This window comes from Bordetella bronchialis (assembly GCF_001676705.1).
GTDB lineage: Bacteria > Pseudomonadota > Gammaproteobacteria > Burkholderiales > Burkholderiaceae_B > Bordetella_C > Bordetella_C bronchialis.
The window spans coordinates 4,365,577-4,383,316 of the sequence record NZ_CP016170.1; the positions used below are offsets into that span (position 1 = coordinate 4,365,577).

Annotated in this window: 14 protein-coding genes and 1 pseudogene; 6 read left to right on the plus strand and 9 right to left on the minus strand. The window is 66.2% G+C overall.

Annotation, left to right across the window (positions count from 1 at the left end; genetic code table 11):
• Positions 1-27: 27 nt before the first annotated feature.
• Positions 28-126, plus strand: a pseudogene (locus tag BAU06_RS26310) (DUF1153 domain-containing protein); the annotation flags it as partial.
• Between the two features lie 399 nt (positions 127-525).
• Positions 526-729 (plus strand): cold-shock protein, encoded by a 204-nt coding sequence (locus BAU06_RS19245; protein ID WP_066353724.1) that lies wholly within the window; start codon positions 526-528, stop codon positions 727-729.
• 421 nt (positions 730-1,150) lie between these two features.
• Here BAU06_RS19245 and BAU06_RS26725 read toward each other — a convergent pair whose 3' ends face one another.
• A complete protein-coding gene (locus BAU06_RS26725) occupies positions 1,151-1,393 on the minus strand; it encodes a hypothetical protein (RefSeq protein WP_156770287.1) in 243 nt (80 codons plus the stop codon).
• 463 nt (positions 1,394-1,856) lie between these two features.
• On the opposite strand from BAU06_RS26725, the gene BAU06_RS19250 reads away from it, so the two are divergent.
• From BAU06_RS19250 to BAU06_RS19260, 3 genes are all read left to right on the plus strand, one after another.
• On the plus strand, positions 1,857-2,546 hold the full coding sequence (locus tag BAU06_RS19250) for an ion channel (RefSeq protein ID WP_066353725.1): 690 nt from the start codon (positions 1,857-1,859) through the stop codon (positions 2,544-2,546).
• 179 nt (positions 2,547-2,725) lie between these two features.
• On the plus strand, positions 2,726-3,754 hold the full coding sequence (adhP, locus tag BAU06_RS19255) for an alcohol dehydrogenase AdhP (protein ID WP_066353729.1): 1,029 nt from the start codon (positions 2,726-2,728) through the stop codon (positions 3,752-3,754).
• Between the two features lie 144 nt (positions 3,755-3,898).
• Complete coding sequence (locus BAU06_RS19260; RefSeq protein ID WP_066353731.1) at positions 3,899-4,915, plus strand: glycosyltransferase family 9 protein; 1,017 nt, start codon at positions 3,899-3,901, stop codon at positions 4,913-4,915.
• On the opposite strand, the gene BAU06_RS19265 is transcribed toward BAU06_RS19260, so the two are convergent.
• On the minus strand, positions 4,912-5,205 hold the full coding sequence (locus tag BAU06_RS19265; protein WP_066353733.1) for a hypothetical protein: 294 nt from the start codon (positions 5,203-5,205) through the stop codon (positions 4,912-4,914). The genes BAU06_RS19260 and BAU06_RS19265 overlap by 4 nt on opposite strands.
• A 171-nt stretch (positions 5,206-5,376) precedes the next feature.
• Between BAU06_RS19265 and BAU06_RS26925 the strand changes: the two genes are divergently transcribed.
• Complete coding sequence (locus BAU06_RS26925) at positions 5,377-6,450, plus strand: hypothetical protein (RefSeq protein ID WP_197509326.1); 1,074 nt, start codon at positions 5,377-5,379, stop codon at positions 6,448-6,450.
• A gap of 16 nt (positions 6,451-6,466) precedes the next feature.
• Here the strand turns inward: BAU06_RS26925 and BAU06_RS19275 are convergent, their stop codons facing one another.
• From BAU06_RS19275 to BAU06_RS19305, 7 genes are all read right to left on the minus strand, one after another.
• Positions 6,467-7,357, minus strand: a complete 891-nt coding sequence (locus BAU06_RS19275; RefSeq protein WP_066353736.1) for a hypothetical protein — start codon at positions 7,355-7,357, stop codon at positions 6,467-6,469.
• A 184-nt stretch (positions 7,358-7,541) separates the two neighbouring features.
• The gene (locus tag BAU06_RS19280) at positions 7,542-7,802 is read right to left on the minus strand and encodes a KGG domain-containing protein (protein ID WP_066353738.1); all 261 of its coding nucleotides are present in this window, start codon (positions 7,800-7,802) and stop codon (positions 7,542-7,544) included.
• Between the two features lie 547 nt (positions 7,803-8,349).
• Positions 8,350-9,648: an NAD(P)/FAD-dependent oxidoreductase gene (locus BAU06_RS19285; RefSeq protein ID WP_066359378.1), complete on the minus strand. Its 1,299-nt coding sequence runs from the start codon at positions 9,646-9,648 to the stop codon at positions 8,350-8,352.
• Between the two features lie 222 nt (positions 9,649-9,870).
• Complete coding sequence (locus tag BAU06_RS19290) at positions 9,871-11,418, minus strand: efflux transporter outer membrane subunit (protein ID WP_066353740.1); 1,548 nt, start codon at positions 11,416-11,418, stop codon at positions 9,871-9,873.
• A complete protein-coding gene (locus BAU06_RS19295; protein ID WP_066353742.1) occupies positions 11,415-14,618 on the minus strand; it encodes a multidrug efflux RND transporter permease subunit in 3,204 nt (1,067 codons plus the stop codon). Before BAU06_RS19295 ends, BAU06_RS19290 begins: the two co-directional genes overlap by 4 nt.
• A gap of 69 nt (positions 14,619-14,687) precedes the next feature.
• Positions 14,688-15,995 carry an efflux RND transporter periplasmic adaptor subunit gene (locus BAU06_RS19300; protein ID WP_066353744.1) on the minus strand — a complete coding sequence of 436 codons (1,308 nt, stop codon included), beginning with the start codon at positions 15,993-15,995 and terminating at the stop codon, positions 14,688-14,690.
• A gap of 330 nt (positions 15,996-16,325) precedes the next feature.
• The gene (locus BAU06_RS19305) at positions 16,326-17,663 is read right to left on the minus strand and encodes an MFS transporter (protein WP_066353747.1); all 1,338 of its coding nucleotides are present in this window, start codon (positions 17,661-17,663) and stop codon (positions 16,326-16,328) included.
• Positions 17,664-17,740 lie beyond the last annotated feature (77 nt).

A 17,740-nucleotide genomic window follows, 5' to 3' on the forward strand; every position in this document is an offset into this window, starting at 1 on the left:
TCTCCCCCTCGCCGCGAGGAAGCGACGTTGAGGACGAAGGTGGAAGAAGACATTAAACGATGGGCAGCTAGGCGCAAGAGCGCGCTGGTGCTGGACATCATTCAGGGCAAGACCGCCCATCGTGAAGGCGACCACACGGAGGTTGGAGCTGAAGCGGCGTTTGCAGCGGCACAAGCAAGCTACGGCAAAGCGCACGGTCGTCCGCCGCCAAAAAAAGAACGCCGTCCATGGATTCCGCAGTCGTCCGCCTTGTTATCTCTGTGTTCGGCAGGGGTGAATCGGCGACCTGTGACCAGCCGATAATGCCAGCGTTACGGGTCGTGTGAGTCTGGGGGCTTAGACATGCTCTACCGCGCGTCCGCATATAATGCTTGACCGCTATAGCCCGAAGCCCCATAGTGGCAGCAGATCTCAAGTGTGTGATTCCGTGCAGTTATGTCGCATTAGCAAACCGCCATCGTTGTCCGTCTCCATCCTTGATCATCTCTGTGTCGGACATGCGTCCGTATTTCATCAAGGAATCCTATGGAAACCGGTATCGTAAAGTGGTTCAACGCTGAAAAAGGCTTCGGCTTCATCATGCCCGAGGGCGGCGGCAAAGATCTGTTCGCCCATTTTTCTGAGATCCAGGGCGGCGGATTCAAGTCCCTGGAGGAAAACCAGCGTGTGAGCTATGTGGCTGGTATGGGTGCCAAAGGCCCACAAGCCACGAAGATCACGCCGCTGTAAAGGCTGATGCGCCAACGCATTGACGTTGGCGAGTTCGCTGAAAAGAGCCCTCGCAAGAGGGTTTTTTTCATTGAGTGGTCGACTGGATTAGGGTGATGTCTTGTTACGCCGAGGTCTTGTAATCACGACAGACCTTCATCCGCCTTCGCACAAGCCGTTTACTGAAGATCGCTAGCGCCGCTATCCGACGGCTTCTGAATGACTGTCAGCATGAATGGCATGACTGCGCGGCGAGCCGTGCGTGCCAGCATGGTGCCGACCCGAGCAAAGCTCAATCTGAGCCGCGCAATTGAAGCTGCAGCGGATGCTGTGCGCCCGAATCGCCAGAACCCAATCACAGACGTATGGAAGGCAGGCTGGGGGAAGAGCAAGCCCTCCTGCTTGATATGCGCATCGCGAGCGCTGTCGCCGCGCCAATGCCCTAGTAGGTCAAGGGGTAAGGCACTCCATCCTCGTTGATCGACTCGATGCGATCAACCACTACATCTGAGGCAGACTTGGCATCTCCCAGATGCGAGAAAGTGCAATCTGTGACAACCCGGAAAAAACGTGTCGATTCAGGCTGCCCCTCTTTATGAGTCGCGACATCAGCAACGGCTGGCATGTCGCCCGACTGAAACGCGCCACTGAAGGCCGTCCAACCATCAATTTCTCGTGTACCCATATTCTCTCCACTTGTTGATCTCGCGGAGATCGTAACATGCACCTGCATGGCGAGGCGGTACCAAGGCTGCGCTAGAACGTGGCTCCCACCGTTCCACCGCCTGAGAGCTGCGATCGCGCTTCACGCTCAATGAGGATCTTCTCCTCGACTTGTTCTAGCCCCCGAGTAAATGTGCGGCACCCCGGGGATGGCGCTGCCTTCGGACTTCTGGAATCCTCGACCAGAAGAAACGCTCACTGCGGTTTGGCGGCCGCGAACTTGATCGATAGTCTTGCTCGATAGTCTTGCCCAGCCATTGGGGGCGTGCGTCCACGCCGGCGGCGCCCGCGCCGCGCGTGCCGCGGGCAGTTCCGCGTCAAGAACACGCCCTCGCTCCGTAAAAAGTTGACGATCCGATTGGCGATGACGCGTAGGCTTCGCTTGAAAGATTCAATGAAGGCGTCAACCCTTACGGAGAACCGCCATGGAAACCCAGGAAGCTGCCCACGAAGATCTTTTCGTGATGATGAAGGGAGGCGGGCCCTGCACTTGGCTGCTGCTCCTACTGATCGGCCTGATCCTGCTGTTTCCCTTTTTGGAAGACGGCATATTCGGCCGGACCTTGCTCGGCATCCTGTTTTCAGCGGTGCTGCTCACGGGCGCTTTCGCCTCCAGGCCCACCAGTTCGGGGATGGTCCTGAGGCTGGGACTGGCACTGTGCGGCATCGTTTCCCAGTGGGCGGCGTTATTGACGAAAAATATCGCGCTCCTGGGAATCGCCGGTGTTTTTTATGCCGTGTCCCTGGCCGTCGCCATCGTCGGGGTGCTCCGCTATGTGCTCCGGCGCGGACCGATCACGGCCGACAAGCTGCACGGCGCGCTGGCGGGGTACATCATGCTGGCCTTTTCCTGGGCCTTCGTCTATGCCCTCATGGAAAATGCCAGCGCCGGATCGTTCGGGCCCGGGCAATTGGATTTCACCCAACCCGGCACGTTCTTCAAATTGATGTACTTCAGTCTCACGACGCTGACGACCACCGGTTACGGTGACTTCATCCCTTTGACCAACCACGCCCGCTCGGTCGTCATGATCCAGGAATTCATAGGCGTTTTCTACGTGGGGGTGCTGATCGCGCGGCTCGCCGGCCTGTATCCCGCGGTTTCCACCAAGTGAATTCGTGGCACCTGGGATCCGCGCGAATACGCGACATGGGCGGTATCCGATCTATTGATCCAAATCATCCGGCCCCGCTCATCGGAAGCCTAAGCTGTACGCGACTGGAATCGCGGCACCCACATCGCGGCGCCCATTGACGTCGTGCGTCCCGACGCAAATTTCCGAGGAGTTTCGCCATGCCACAAACCATGAAGGCCGCGGTCGTCCGCGAATTCGGCAAGCCGCTGGTTATCGAAGAAGTCCCCGTGCCCACGCCCGGCCCGGGCCAGATCCTGGTCAAGATCGCCGCCACCGGCGTCTGCCATACCGACCTGCATGCCGCCGATGGCGACTGGCCGGTCAAACCGAAGCCGCCCTTCATTCCCGGCCACGAAGGCGTTGGCCATGTCGTCGGCGTGGGCGCCGGCGTCAAGTACGTGAAAGAAGGCGACCGCGTGGGCGTGCCCTGGCTGTACACCGCCTGCGGCCACTGCCGGCACTGCCTGGGGGGATGGGAAACCCTGTGCGCCGAGCAGCAGAACACCGGCTATTCCGTGAACGGCAGCTTCGCCGAGTACGTACTGGCCGACCCGAACTACGTCGGCCATCTGCCCGACAACGTTTCCTTCGTCGATATCGCGCCCATCCTTTGCGCGGGCGTGACGGTCTATAAGGGCTTGAAAGTCACCGACACCAAGCCGGACGACTGGGTGGCGATATCCGGCATCGGCGGTCTGGGGCATCTGGCCGTGCAGTATGCCAAGGCCATGGGTTTGAACGTCCTGGCGGTGGATATCGACGACGCCAAGCTCGAGCTCGCCCGGCAGCTCGGCGCCGCGCTGGCCGTCAATGCCCGCAAACAGGATCCCGTCGCCTACGTCAGGAAGGAAATCGGCGGCGCGCAGGGCGTGCTGGTGACGGCGGTGTCGCCCAAGGCTTTCGAACAAGGCATGGGCATGGTGGCGCGCGGCGGTACCGTGTCGCTGAACGGCCTGCCGCCGGGGGATTTTCCGTTGTCGATCTTCGATACCGTGCTCAACGGTGTCACCGTGCGCGGCTCTATCGTAGGCACGCGGCTGGACCTGCAGGAGGCGCTGAACTTCGCGGGCGAAGGCAAAGTGAAAGCAACGATCGCCACGGAAAAGCTGGAGAACATCAACGGGATTTTTGCGCGCATGCACCACGGGGACATCCAGGGCCGCATCGTGATCGATTTCGAGAAATAGCCCACCTGCCGGCACGCGCCGCGCGCCATCCGGCGGATTGGTTTATAAATCGGTCCGCGGGCAGGTGCCCGCGCGATAAGCACGAATGAGCGGGCACGCCGGGACGGACCTTGCGCGGCCGTGGCACGAGTCGGGACATATACATTGATAGAAGGTCATTCGGTAAATCAGGGCGGATCCATCGCGCTGATCCTGTCAGCCCGCCTGGGCGACACCTTGTTCTTGATGAACGTCGCCAACAATCTGCGGCGTGCCGGGCGCGATGTGGTCATCTATGGCACGCACGGCCATGATCTGGCGGGCTGGTTTCCCGGGTTCGATATACGGCCGCTGCCATCGGAAAGCGAGATCGGCGTGCTGGAGAAGTACGCCGCCATCGTTCAGATGGACCAGGACAAGCCCATCGCCGGCCTGGGCCAGCGCTACCCGCAGTACGCGGCCATCAAGTCCTGGCCGGGCGTGGAAGACGCCAGTTCGCGCAAACGCCATCCGCGCGGCCATGGTGGCAGGCACGGCGAGTTCCATCACGGCCACATCCGCTACAACGGCGTGATGATCCGCTTCCGCTATTACACGCAGGCCCGGTTCGGCCTGACGGAGTGGGTGCCGGACACCGGCCTGCGCCCCCCGGGCCACCTGCGGGCGCGCGTGCATGCGCGCCGCATCGTCATCCACCCCACGTCCAGCGAGCAAGCGCGCTGCTGGAAGCCGAGCCAGTACGTCGCCCTGGCGACCGAGCTGCGCGCGCGGGGCTTCGAGCCCACGTTCGTACTGGCGCCGAACGAGCGGCCGGCATGGCGCGCCCTGCTGGCGCCGCATGGCCTGCCCATACTCGAGGCGCCCGACCTGGCGCGGACCGCGGCCGCGATCTATGAATCCGGCTGGTTCATCGGCACGGATTCCGGCATCGGGCATCTCGCATCGGCCTGTGGCGTGCCCACGGTGACCATCGTGGACCGGCCCCGCAACATGAATAGCTGGCGGCCGATGTGGGCGCCGGGACTGATCGTGCGCCCATGGTGGCTGCCCTTGCGGCAGCTGCGCCGCAAGTACTGGCGTGAAGCGACCACCGTGGGCCGGGTACTGCGCACGTTCGACAAACTCAGGCAGCGGGTGGGCGGTGCCCGGCACGACAAGGCCCCGCCTGCCCGGCGTCCCTAGGCCTGGCCGTCGTCGTGATCGTCCGGATCCACCCACATGTCGGTGATCCGGCCGGCGGCGTCGGTCAGGATGGTCACCCTGCCCGGCTCCCGGTCCACGGTCACCGGCCCGGACGCGACCCGCAGCTTGCGCCCGATCAAGTCGCCCAGCAGGAAGGTGACGACCTGGGTATGAATGGGTATGGCCAGGCTGCCCAGGTCTGTCCTGGATACCTGGCCGCTGCTTGCGGGCCAGGGGAAATGGCCGTCTTCACGGTCCCCATTGGTGCGGATTGCTGTGGCGTGGCTCATTGCGCGCTCCCCTATCGGTGTAGGCACACCCGTCCGATGGGCGGTCCGGGTAGTGAAGAGTGTCCAGGCCGCCGCCCCTCGAAGATAGAGAGCCGCTTGCCCTAGGCCCTACGCCGCCGCCGGCATGTCCTAGGCCGGCCCGGCGAGACGGAAGGGTTAAGATCCGCAGCCATGCGCACCCTGCACCGCCTGGCCTTCGCCCTTGCCGCCCTGTCCTTCCTGGCGGCTCCCGTCCTTGCCCAGCCGGCCTACGACGGCTATCGCCAGGGCACCTATCTGCGATTCCTGAATGCCCCGCCGCCGGGCGAGCCCCGCGCCGTGCCCCCGACGCTGGAGCTTTCCTTCGGCGGGCAGCCGGTGCGCGCCGTCATGGACACGGGGTCGACGGGCATCGTGGTGGCCGCATCGTCCATCCCGGATGTGGATCGCCTGCCGACGCTGGGACCGGGCACGCTCAGTTACTCCAGCTCCGGGCGCATCATGCGTGGACGATGGGTGATGGCCGTCGCAACCATCCGCGGGGCGAACGGTGCCAGCATCGCCACGCGGCCGCTGCCCGTGCTGGCGATAGACCGCATCGAGTGCTTTCGCAACGCCCGGGACTGCGAACCCAGCGACGATCCGCGCCACGTCGCCATGATAGGCGTGGGCTACGCCCGCGAAGCCGACCATCAATCCCAGAGCACGCCGGACAAGAATCCCTTCTTGAACCTGCCCGGCATGGGCAACGCCGATGCGCCTGGAGCGGTGCGGCGCGGTTATGTCGTCACGCGCGAGGGCGTGCATGTCGGCCTGACGCCGGCCAACACGCGCGGCGACTACCGCTACATCAAATTGCCGAAGGCCGCCGACGGGCGGGATTGGTCCCCGCTGCCCGCCTGTATCGCGCTGGAGCACGGCAAACCTGCCTGCGGCACGGCCCTGATCGATACCGGCGTGTCGACGATGTACCTGACCGTGCCGCCGGACCGGCAGGCGGGACATATCCGGACAGACGGTGGCCGGACGCTGGTGCCGGGCACCCGCATCGCGATACGTTTCGGCGCGGACGCCACGGCGGGTTCGCCGGGCTACGGCTTCGCGGCGGGGGATGGCGGCGATGCCGCCGCGCCCGGGCGCATCGTGCTGGTGGACGGGCAGGACAGGCCCACCTTCGTCAATACCAGCGTGCACGCGCTGAACGTGTTCGACTATCTGTACGATGCCGACGGCGGGTACGTCGCCTTCCGCCGCCTGGCCCGGTAAGGCGATAAGGCGGCCGCTAGCCCGCTTTGTCCGCCACTTGAAGTTCGCCGTCCAGCAGCTTGCCCAGCACCATCTTCCTGCCGAAAACGGCAGACTCGCCGGTGTCGCCGTCGAAGCGCTTCCAGTCGGACAGGAATTCGCGCATGCGCGTCTCCACCCACGCGCGGTCTTTCCCCGGGAAGGCCAGTAGCGTCGCGCGGATGTCTTTTTCGTAGCCCGGCGCGCGCTGCGCGAGCGATAGCCGCTGCGCCACCAGCCTGTCGTAGTCGCCGCTGGCCTGGAGCTCCGCGACCACGGCATCCAGGAAGGCCGCATACGATCCGGTGCGCCGCCAGTCGCGGTACGGGGCGCGCGCGCCCGCGCCCGGCTCGCCGTCGAGCCATTTGCGCTGGACCCGCCGCATGACGGGAAGCCGCGCATAGTCGCCGCGGAAGTCGATCAGGCCATCGAGCCGGTCCAGGCTGCCCTGCCAGCGTTCCAGCTCGATAGCCGTGCTGCCGGTAAAGGCATCGGAGGACGAGCGCCGCTGGCATTCGGGGATGTTTTCCGCGGCCCTGCAATCCACGTTTTGCGAGCGCATCGTCCCCGGCGCCGTGGCTTGCGCGACGAGGCTGCGGTTGACGTGCCCGAGCATCTCCGAAGCGCCGGCCGTCGACAGGCGCAACACGGAGCGGAACAACGGGGCCACCCAGCCCGAGATCGCATCACGCCGGAAACGATCGGGCTGGATCGCGGGCCGAGGCCCGGATGCGGACACAGACGCGTCGTCCGCGACCGGCCGGTAGGCGTCGAATGCGTGGCCCGTGTGGGCGGCATGAGGCGCGCCGGCGGCCTCGATGGACGCCCCGCTGCGTGCGGCATCGGCATGCGAAACAGGCGCCGCGCGCGGTCCGAATGCGATCGCCATCGGCGTTCTCCTGTCGCGCGTGATTCATGTGGGCGGTAACACGGCGCATGGGTCATGGCGGGCCGCCTCGCGTTCCAGGTTTCAGGGCTAACCCTGGGATCGACGACGAAAGCCGCCATGCGCGCCGCCATTGCCGGCCGCGCGGCAGGGTACGCGCCGGGGCTGTCGGCCCCCTGCGCGCCGCTCAGGATTTGTCTTCCGCCTGGGCCGTCGTGCGGGCCCCAGCTTCCTCGCCGGCGTGCTCCATCACCGGTTCCGGTTTCACGGATTTGCTGCTGGCGTGGCGTTTCGCCGCGGCCTGCTTGGCTTCCTGCGAGTCGAATCGATGCGCCTTTCCCATGGCGTGGGCGGCGCGGCCGCCCTGTGCCGCGATCCCACGCAGCAGTTCGGGATCCATGGCGGCAAAGCCCCTGGGCTTGCGGGTTGTCTTGCGTTCCTCGGTCATCGTGCGCCCCCTCTATGGTAAGTGCAGAAGACATGGCAACGCCCGTGCCCGCTGGCCGGATATGCACGCCCTCCGGAGCGCGCTCGCCATGCGCGCGCGGGGCGCGCTCACGGTCACGACGCGAGGCGCGCCGGCCATCCGCGCCGGGCGCGATTCAAGGATCGGCACCCCTTACCACCCGTTGTAGCGCTTACGGAAAAACAAAAAAATGTGGCGGCACTTGACCGCGCCGCCCTGGATGGTTACTTAATATGTATGGCTGGCCCGCTCCCTTTGCAACGATTCGAAGCACAAACAATGTCAGCATGGGGCCAATGCGCCGCTTCCGGGGGAAAAGGGGCGGAGTCGCGGATTTACAAATTGTGACGCCCATGTATATGGGCTGAAGGAGCTCGATGCTACCTTGCTTGCGGGTCGACGAGCTGTTTTCCAAGCAGCTGGTACGTCGTGGACCCGCACACGAGCTTTGAGGCCACTGCTGACGCGGTGGCCTCTTTTTTATCGGGGCTACCGCCGACGGAGGCCCCGCCCCGCGGCTCGACCCGAGTCAATGCAGCTTGACGCGGGGATGTGTGCGGCGGGTCAGCAGCCGCGCCAGCGCCAGGGAGACCGTACGGGAAAACCCCAGGACGGTGCGGTGATGCAGCAGGTGCAGGCTGGCATACATCCAGCGCGCGATCGTGCCGCTGACAAAGAAGCCCCGCCCCAGCAAGGCGCCCATCAGGCTGCCCACGCCGCGCTCGCGGCCCAGGGCAACGAGCGAGCCCCGGTCCTTGTAGACGAAATCGCCCTCCGGTTCCGGACGGCCTTCGATCCGCGCGGCCAGGCGCCGGCGCAGGTAGGCGGCCTCCTGGTGGGCGGCCTGGGCGCGCGCCGGCACCACCCTGCCATCGGCCCGCGGCGCCGCGGCGCAATCGCCGAACGCCAGAATATTGGGGTCCTCCGTCCGCAGGCGGGCATCCACTTCCAGTTGCCCCGCGCGATTGCGGGGCAGGTCCAGCGCGCCCAGCACGTCCGGGCCCTTGATGCCCGCCGCCCACATGCAGAGGTTGGCGGGGAAGACGCGGCCGTCCTTGGCGATCACGCTGTCGGCCGTCACCTGGGAGACCAGGCAGCCGCTCTCGATGGCGATGCCGAGCTTTTCCAGGCGCCGCTGGGCCGCGCGCGAGAGCTTCTCCGGCAAGGCGGCCAGGATGCGCGGCGCGCCCTCGACGATGCGGATCGCCAGGTCCTGCCGTGGATCGAAATGGGTCAGACCGTACGCCGCAACAAGGCGGCTGGCCTCCTGCAGTTCCGCGGCCAGCTCCACGCCGGTGGCGCCGCCGCCCACGATGACGATGTGCAGCCGGGCCTGCGGGTCGCTGGCCTTGGCCTGGTCGACCTTGACCATGGCTTGCAGCATGGTCAGCCGGAATTGCTCCGCCGACTCTGGCGTATCCAGGGTGATCGCATGTTCACGGGCCCCCGGCGTGCCGAAGAAGTTCGAGGTGCTGCCCACGGCGATGACCAGCGTGTCGTAGGGAATCTCGCGGTCCGGCAATAGCGGCTCGCCCGTGGGCCCCGCGACGGCGCCCACATGGACCACCCGCCGCGCGCGATCCACGCCCTGCATGGTGCCCAGCACGAAGTTGAAGCGCGCCAGGTTCGCCAGCATCAGGTAGGACAGCCCTTCCTGCTGCACGTCCACCGTCCCGGCGGCGGCCTCGTGCAGCGTCGGCTTCCAGATATGGAGCATATGGCTGTCGATCAGCGTGACGTGCTGCCGGCCATGCTTGCGGCCCAGCGTGGTGGCCAGTTCGAGCCCGCCCGCGCCGCCGCCCACGATGACGACACGGTGCGGCGCCATCGCGGCGGGTTTCTGGACGGGTGCGTCCGCATTGCTGGATCCGGGTTCGGCGGGCCGCGCATGCTCGCGCAGCAGGGCGGGGATTTCGGGCATCGGGACACCTGGACGTGGAGCCGCCCCGCGGGGCGGCGTGGAAACGGTGGCGGCGGCTACCCGGCCGCCGCCCGATCCACATCCGTTAGCAAACGATGTTCCGCGCCCGCGCGGCGCCCCAGCCCGCGATCAGGGCTGGGGCCGCGCAGCCCGGCCGTTGCCGGCTTCCGCGGTCTGCTCGGGTTTCCGGGTGGTTTCCTCCCAGCCGCCGCCCAGCGCCTTGTACAGCTGGACACGGTTGAGCAGCGCGCCCAGGCCGGCCTGCACCAGCTGCAACTGCGCGTTGTAGTAGGTAACCTGCGCGTTCTGGACCTGCAGATAGCTGTCGATGCCGCCGTTGTAACGCATGGTCGACAGCTCCACCGTGCGGGCGGACGAGGCTTCCAGCGCGCGCAGCGACTCCACTTCCGTGCCGTAGGTGGCCACGCCGGCCAGCGCGTCGGAGACTTCCTGGAAGGCCTGCTGGATGGCTTGCTCGTATTGCGCCACCGCGATGTTGTTGCGCGCCTCGGCCAGGGCCAGGTTGGAACGGATGGCGCCGCCCGAGAAAATGGGCGTCGTGATGGACGGCGAGAAACTCCAGAATCCGTGGCCGCCCTTGAACAGGTCGTCCAGCGACGAGCTGGCCGAGCCCAGCAGGCCCGTCAGCGATATGGTCGGGAAGAAGGCCGCGCGGGCCGCGCCGATGTTGGCGTTGGCCGAACGCAGATTGTTCTCCGCCGACAGGATATCGGGACGGCGTTCCAGCAGCGCCGATGGCAGGCCCGCCGGAATGGCGGCCAGCACCTGGGCGTTGTCAAACGGGGCCGGGGCCGGCAGGTCCGGCGGCAAGGGCGCGCCGGTCAGCAGCACCAGCGCGTTCACGGCCTGTGCCTGCGCCCGCGCCAGCTCGGCCAGATTGGCCGACGCCGCATCCAGGAGCGACTTGGCCTGGTTCAGGTCCAGTTCCGAGGCCACGCCACCGTCGAAGCGGCGCTTGACCAGATCGTACGAGGCCTGTCGGGACTCCAGGGTCTTGCGTGTCAGGTCCAGCTGGACGTCGGCCGCGCGCAGGTTCAGGTAAGCCTGGGCGACTTCTCCCACCAGCGATATCTGCACGCTGCGGCGGGCCTGCTCGGTGGACAGGTACTGTTGATAGGCGGCTTCCGACAGGCTACGCAGCCGCCCGAACACATCGATCTCGAACGTGGTCAGGCCCAGACCCGCCTGGTACTGGCTGCTGATCGAGGTCGAGTCCGGCCCGCCCGGCCGCAGGCTGCGCGGAAGGTGCTGCCGCGTTCCCTGGACACCGGCGCCGATGCTCGGGAATAGCTGGCCGCGCTGCACGCCCCACTGCGCGCGCGCTTCCTCCACCCGCTGCACGGCAACCCGCAGGTCGCGGTTGTTCTGCAAGGCCAGCGCGATCAAGGCCTGCAGGCGCGGATCGTGGAAGAAATCCCTCCAGCCGATATCGGCCGCCGCCACATCGCTGGCCGGCGACAGGGCGGACGCCGGCTGCATGCCGGCGGTCGTCGCCTTGTCGTAGCCGCCGTAGGTCAGCTTGGGCTGGTCCGGCCAGTCCGCCTGGACAGGCGCGGCGGGCCGCTCGTACTTCGGCGCCAGCGTGCAGCCGCCGAGCGCGGCGGCCAGCGCCGTGGCCAGCGCGGTGGATCGCATGATGGATGGCGTACGCATCATTCGCCCTCCCCTTGGGTGGCGGGGCTGGGCGGCCTGCCTTCCTGTGCCCGCTTGGCGGCCTGCTCCTCTTCGAAGCGGCGCGCCTCCGCGCCCAGCAGCCGCGGTTTGGTCTTGAACAGGCCCAGCACGACGACGAAGAAGGTGGGCACGAAAATCACGGCGAAGGGCGTGGCCGCCAGCATCCCGCCCAGCACCCCAAGGCCGACCGCGCGCTGGCTCGCGGCTCCCGCGCCGCTGGCGATGGCCAGCGGGATCACGCCCAGGATGAATGCCAGCGAGGTCATCAGGATGGGCCGGAACCGCAGGCGCGCGGCCTCGACCGCGGACTCGTACAGCCCGTAGCCCCGGGCGTACTGGTCCTTGGCGAACTCCACGATCAGGATGGCGTTCTTGGCGGCCAGGCCGATCACGGTCACCATGCCCACCTGGAAGTACACGTCGTTGGACATGCCCAGCAGGCCCACCAGGCCCACGGCGCCCAGCATGCCCAGCGGCACCACCAGCATCACGGACAGGGGGATGGCCCAGCTTTCATACAGGGCCGCCAGCACCAGGAACACCACCAGCAGGGACAGGCCCATCAGGATGGGCGCCTGGCTGCCGGCCTGCTGCTCCTGGTACGACAGGCCGTTCCACTCATAGCCGAAGCCCGGCGGCAACTGCGTCATCAGGTGCTCCATTTCGAGCATGGCCTGGCCGCTGGTGTAGCCCGGTCCGGCGTCGCCGGAAATACGGATGGACTCATAGCTGTTGAAGCGCACGATCTGCACCGGCCCCTGGCCCCACTTGGCCGAGACGAAGCTGGACAAAGGCACCATGCCGCCATTGGTGTTGCGCGCGTTCAATGCCAGGATGTCCTCCACCTGCATGCGGTAAGGCGCGTCGGCCTGCACCCACACGTTCTGCATGCGGCCGAAATTCGGGAACTTGTTGATCAGGGCGCTGCCCACCGCGGTGGAGATGAGCGACGCCGCCTCGTCGAAGTTGACCCCCAGCGCGGCGGCCTTCTGCCGGTCTATGGTCAGGGTCAGCTGCGCGCTGGGCCCCAGTCCCGAGATCCGCACCTGCGACAGCACGGGGCTCTTCATCGCCATGCCCATCAATTGCCCCGTCGCCGCGGCCAGCGCGTCCGTTCCGGCGCCGGCGCGGTCCTGCAGGCGGAAGTCGAAGCCCGTGGCGTTGCCCAGCGTGGAGATGGCCGGCGGCACCACGGTGAACACCATGGCGTCGTGGATCCCCATCAACAGATTGTTCAAGGCACGGAAGGACACCGCCTCGGCCGAGTCCGCGCGCGACTTGCGCTGGTCGAAGTCCTTCAGCGTGGTGAAGGCGATGGCCGCGTTCAGGCCATTGCCGTTGAAGCTGAAGCCCTGCACCGCGATGATGTTCTCCACCTGCGGCTGCGCCATGAAGTACTTTTCCACCTGCTGCAGCACGTCCACCGCGCGGTTCGCGCTGGAGCCGGAGGGCAGTTCGATGTTGCTGATCACATAGCCCTGGTCTTCCTCGGGCAGGAAGGACGACGGCATGCGCCAGTACAGCCAGCCCAGCAGCAACACCAGCGCCAGGTAGATCAGCATCATGCGGCCGCCCTTGTGCAGGATGCGCGACACCCAGTTCTGGTAGGCGTGCGTACCGCGATCGAAGCGGCGGTTGAACCAGCCGAAAAAGCCCCGCTTTTCCTCATGCCGGTCCTTGGGCACCGGCTTGAGGATGGTCGAGCACAGCGCCGGCGTGAAGCTCAGCGCCAGGAAAGCCGAAAAGAAAATCGACACGGCCATGGCGACGGCGAACTGCCGATAGATCACGCCCACCGACCCGCCCATGAAGGCCAGCGGCAGGAAGACGCTGACCAGCACCAGCGTAATGCCGGTGATGGCGCCGGTGATCTGCGGCATCGCGCGCGAGGTGGCCTCCTTGGGCGACAGGCCTTCCGTCGCCATGATGCGCTCGACGTTTTCCACCACCACGATGGCATCGTCGACCAGGATGCCGATCGCCAGCACCATGGCGAACATGGTCAGCACGTTGATGGAAAATCCCAGCGCCAGCATCACGGCGAAGGCGCCCATCATGGCCACCGGCACCACCAGCGCCGGGATGATGGTGTAGCGCACGTTCTGCAGGAACAGGAACATCACCAGGAACACCAGCACCATCGCTTCCAGCAGCGTCTTGACCACGTCGGTGATCGAGGTCTCCACATAGGGCGCGGTGTCGTAGGGAATGGCGTAGCTGATGTTGGCCGGGAAGTACTTGGACAGCTGCTCCATCTGCTGGCGCACGCCCTTGGCGGTGGACAGCGCGTTGGCGTCCGGCGACAGGATGATGGCGAACGCCGCCGTCGGCTTGCCGTTCAGGCGGGCGCCGAAGAAGTAGTTGTCGGCGCCGATCTCGACCCGCGCCACGTCGCGCACGCGGACCACCGAGCCGTCCGTATTGGCGCGCAGCACCAGGTTGCCGAAGCCTTCCACGGTGGACAGCTGGCCATTGGCGATCACGGTGGCGGTGGTGCGCTGGCTCGCCGGATTCGGCGGACCGCCCATGTTGCCGCCGGAGATCAGCACGTTCTGCTGCGCGATGGCCTGGTTGACATCGTTCATGCTCAGGTTGTAGCCAACCAGCTTCTGCGGATCGACCCAGATGCGCATGGCCCGGGGCGCGGCGAACAGCTGGAACTGGCCCACGCCCGGCACGCGCGAAACGGGGTTCTTGACGTTGCGCGTCACGTAGTCGGCCAGCGCGGTCTGGTCCATGGAGCCGTCGGTGGACGACACCGTGACGATCATCAGGAAGCCGGTACTGGTCTGCTGGAATTGCACGCCCTGCTGCGCCACCGCGGCGGGCAGCTGCGCCGTCACGTTGGCGACGCGGTTCTGCACATCGACCTGGGCCAGGTCGGGGTCGCGTCCCGGCGCGAAGGTGGCGGTGATGGTCGATTGGCCGTTGGAATCGCTGACGGATTCGTAGTACAGCAGGCCCTTGGCGCCATTGAGCTGGTCTTCGATCAGGCTGGTGACCGAGTCGGCGACTTCCTTGGCCGAGGCGCCCGGATAGGTGGCCGTGATCTCAATGGCCGGCGGCGCCACGTTCGGATATTGCGAGACCGGCATGTTGGGGATCGCCAGTATCCCCGCGAGCAGGATGAACAGCGCAACAACCCAGGCAAAAATCGGTCTGTCGATAAAAAATTGCGGCATGAGGGTTGATCCCCGGAGACGGTACTCAAGATGCAGGGAAGCGGCGCCCTGGCGCGGCGCCGCGACCGATTACGACTTTTGCCCGGCGGGCGGCTGGGCGGGCGCGCCCTGCTTGCCGGGCTCGGCGCCCGATGCGGGAGCGCCGGGGGCCGGGGCGCCGGGGGCCGGGGCGCCGGGCGCCGGTGCGCCGGGCGCCGGGGCGCCACCTGTCGGTGCGCCGCCAGGCTGCGCCGGATTCCATTGCGCCACCTTGACGGGCGCGCCCGGCCGGACTTTCTGGAAGCCTTCCACCACCACCACATCGCCCGCCTTCAGGCCGCTGGTCACGACCCAGCGCCCGCCGATGGCGTTGCCGGTGGTCACGCTGACCTGGTCGATCTTGCCGTCCTTGACCAGCATCAGGCTCTGCAGGCCATCCGGCGTGCGCTGCAAGGCCTGCTGCGGCACGAGCAGGGCCTTGTCGTCCACGCCCTGGGTCAGCCGCACGCGCACATACATGCCGGGCAGCAGCACGGTTTCCGGGTTGGGGAATTCGGCGCGCAGATTGACCTGGCCGGTAGTGGGATCGACGGTGATTCCCGTGAACAGCAGCTTGCCCTTATGGCCATAGATGGAACCGTCTTCCAGCACGACCTCGGCCAGCGCGGCGTTGTCCCCCACCTTTTGCAGCTGCCCGCCGGCGAAGGCCTTGCGCAGCGCGGCCAGATCGGTGGTGGACTGGGTGAAGTCCACATACACGGGATCCAATTGCTGCACCAGCGCCATCTGGGTGGCCGACGTGGCCTCCACCAGGGCGCCCTCGGTCACCAGCGGCTTACCGATACGGCCCGTGATGGGCGACGTGACGTTCGTGTACCCCAGGTTGATGGCGGCGTTCTGCAGGTTCGCCTTGGCGGCGGCGACGGCCGCATCGGCCTGGCGGTAGCTCGCCACGGCGTTGTCGTATTCCTGGCGGCTGACCGCGTTGGCCTTCACCAGGGGAGCGTAGCGGTCCGCCAGCGCCTTGGCGCTGTAGAGGTCGGCCTGGGATTGCTTCAGCTGCGCCGCCGCCTGATCGTAGGCCGCCTTGTAGGGCGCGGGATCGATCTTGAAGAGGAGATCGTTTTCCTTGACGTCGCCGCCTTGCTGGAAAACGATGCGCTGCACGATACCGGTGACCCGCGCCCGGATCTGCGCATCCCGCACGGCGTCGACGCGGCCGGGCAGATCGGCGATGCTGGGCGCGCGCTCGGGCTGGACGGTAATGACGCTGACCTGCGGCGGCCCCGGATTGAGCTGCGGGCGTTCGCCGCATCCCGCCAACAGAAGCGTGGCGGCAACAAGACTGAACAAGGGTGACGCTACGCGCTTTGGGATACGTCGAGGCGCAAAATGCATGGAATCCTCTCGCCACCGGCATGCAAGGCACGCCGTTTTTGAATGAACGGGCACGAAAGACCGGCGTTCATGGCGAAACGCAAACCATGCCCCTACCCCATTTCGTCCCCTCGGGCCGCGCTAATGTAACTCATTCATTGCATTGGCACCATATTCTTAGCCTTGTGACGATTCAGTACCAAAGTGCGCGAGGCTCCCTGTGGGACAAGGCGACAGGCTGGCGCCGGGGAAGCGTTCTATTACAAATAGGCACAAAAAAGCCGGACCGAAGTCCGGCTTGCCTCTGGGGAAGGCGTGCTGCGAAACGCTCGCGCGCCCCCGGGCGCGGGGTCAATCCCGTGTCTGCTCCAGCGAGCGGTTGATGCGCAAGGCCAGCAGGGTGCAAGCGACACCGGACAGCAGGTAGGCGCTGACGGCCGCCAGGCCGAAACGGGCGGACAGGCTCAATGCGACGACGGGCGCGAAGGCGGCGCCGAACAGCCAAGCAAAGTCGGCGGTAAAGGCCGCGCCGGTGTAGCGGAAGCGCCGGCTGAAGTTCGCCGTCACGGTGCCGGAGGCCTGGCCGTAGGACAGCCCGAGCAGGGTGAAGCCGACCAGGATGAAGGCGTCCTGAGCGGCCGTGCCGCCATCCAGCAGCCACGGCGTGCACAGGCTGAATACCCCGATCAGGGCCGCCAGCGCCCCCAGCGTATTGCGGCGGCCGATGCGGTCGGCCAGCCAGCCGGAGACGATCGTTCCCAGGATGCCGAATACCGCGCCCAACACCTGGATGCTCAGGATGGCGTCGATGGACTGGGTGGATTGCAGCGCCAACCAGGACAACGGGAAAATCGTCACCAGGTGGAACAGCGCATAGCTGGCCAGCGCGGCGAAGGCGCCGAGGAAAATGTTGTATCCCTGCTCCTTCATCAGGGTATGGGCGGGAATCGGCTCGAGCTCGCCCTCTTCCAGCAGCCGCGTGTACTCATGCGTGACCACCAGCCGCAGCCGGGCGAACAAGGCCACGACGTTGATGGCGAAGGCCACGTAGAAGGGATAGCGCCAGCCCCACTCGGAGAAATCGTCCGCGCTGAGGTTGGTGTGCAGGTACAGGAACAAGGCGCCGGCCAGCAGGAAGCCGATGGGGGCGCCAAGTTGCCCCAGCATCGCGTACCAGCCGCGCCGCTCGGCCGGCGCGTTCAAGGCCAGCAGTGAAGGCAGGCCATCCCAGGCGCCCCCGGTGGCCAGGCCTTGCAGGCAGCGGAACACGGCAAGCAATATAATGGCGCGTTCGCCCAGGGTGGCATAACTGGGCAGGAACGCGATACCGGCGGTGGCCGTGCCCAGCAGGAACAGGGCCACGGTCAGCTTGGCGGCCCGGCCCCAGCGTCGCTGCAGCGCCATGAACAGCGCGGTGCCGAACGGCCTGGCAATGAAGGCGAAGGAAAACACGACGAAGGCGGCAAGTATGCCTTCGAGTCGCGTCAGGAACGGGAAAAACACCTGCGGGAATACCAGCACGGATGCGATCCCGTAGACGAAGAAATCGAAGTATTCGGATGCTCGGCCTATGACGACGCCGATGGCGATTTCTCCCGGCGCGACCTTGGAATGATCGGCGGTGGTAAGCCTGGCGTCATGCTCGAGGGAAGTCGAGGACGGGTGGGTGTATCCGGCAGTCATGGACATCTTATTTCCTCGCGAGTGTTGCTATACCGGCGGTTTCTGTCTCTGAAAACCGCTTTCTTCTATCGCGCAGGCCTGCT

What these genes read in the sequence shown, in the direction of transcription:
- BAU06_RS19305 (WP_066353747.1), bottom strand. Translation starts at nt 17,663, where the DNA reads ATGTCCATGACTGCCGGATACACCCACCCGTCCTCGACTTCCCTCGAG.
- BAU06_RS19245 (WP_066353724.1), top strand. Translation starts at nt 526, where the DNA reads ATGGAAACCGGTATCGTAAAGTGGTTCAACGCTGAAAAAGGCTTCGGC.
- BAU06_RS19265 (WP_066353733.1), bottom strand. Translation starts at nt 5,205, where the DNA reads ATGAGCCACGCCACAGCAATCCGCACCAATGGGGACCGTGAAGACGGC.
- adhP (WP_066353729.1), top strand. Translation starts at nt 2,726, where the DNA reads ATGCCACAAACCATGAAGGCCGCGGTCGTCCGCGAATTCGGCAAGCCG.
- BAU06_RS19295 (WP_066353742.1), bottom strand. Translation starts at nt 14,618, where the DNA reads ATGCCGCAATTTTTTATCGACAGACCGATTTTTGCCTGGGTTGTTGCG.
- BAU06_RS19280 (WP_066353738.1), bottom strand. Translation starts at nt 7,802, where the DNA reads ATGACCGAGGAACGCAAGACAACCCGCAAGCCCAGGGGCTTTGCCGCC.
- BAU06_RS19250 (WP_066353725.1), top strand. Translation starts at nt 1,857, where the DNA reads ATGGAAACCCAGGAAGCTGCCCACGAAGATCTTTTCGTGATGATGAAG.
- BAU06_RS19300 (WP_066353744.1), bottom strand. Translation starts at nt 15,995, where the DNA reads ATGCATTTTGCGCCTCGACGTATCCCAAAGCGCGTAGCGTCACCCTTG.
- BAU06_RS19285 (WP_066359378.1), bottom strand. Translation starts at nt 9,648, where the DNA reads ATGGCGCCGCACCGTGTCGTCATCGTGGGCGGCGGCGCGGGCGGGCTC.
- BAU06_RS26925 (WP_197509326.1), top strand. Translation starts at nt 5,377, where the DNA reads ATGCGCACCCTGCACCGCCTGGCCTTCGCCCTTGCCGCCCTGTCCTTC.
- BAU06_RS26725 (WP_156770287.1), bottom strand. Translation starts at nt 1,393, where the DNA reads ATGGGTACACGAGAAATTGATGGTTGGACGGCCTTCAGTGGCGCGTTT.
- BAU06_RS19290 (WP_066353740.1), bottom strand. Translation starts at nt 11,418, where the DNA reads ATGATGCGTACGCCATCCATCATGCGATCCACCGCGCTGGCCACGGCG.
- BAU06_RS19275 (WP_066353736.1), bottom strand. Translation starts at nt 7,357, where the DNA reads ATGGCGATCGCATTCGGACCGCGCGCGGCGCCTGTTTCGCATGCCGAT.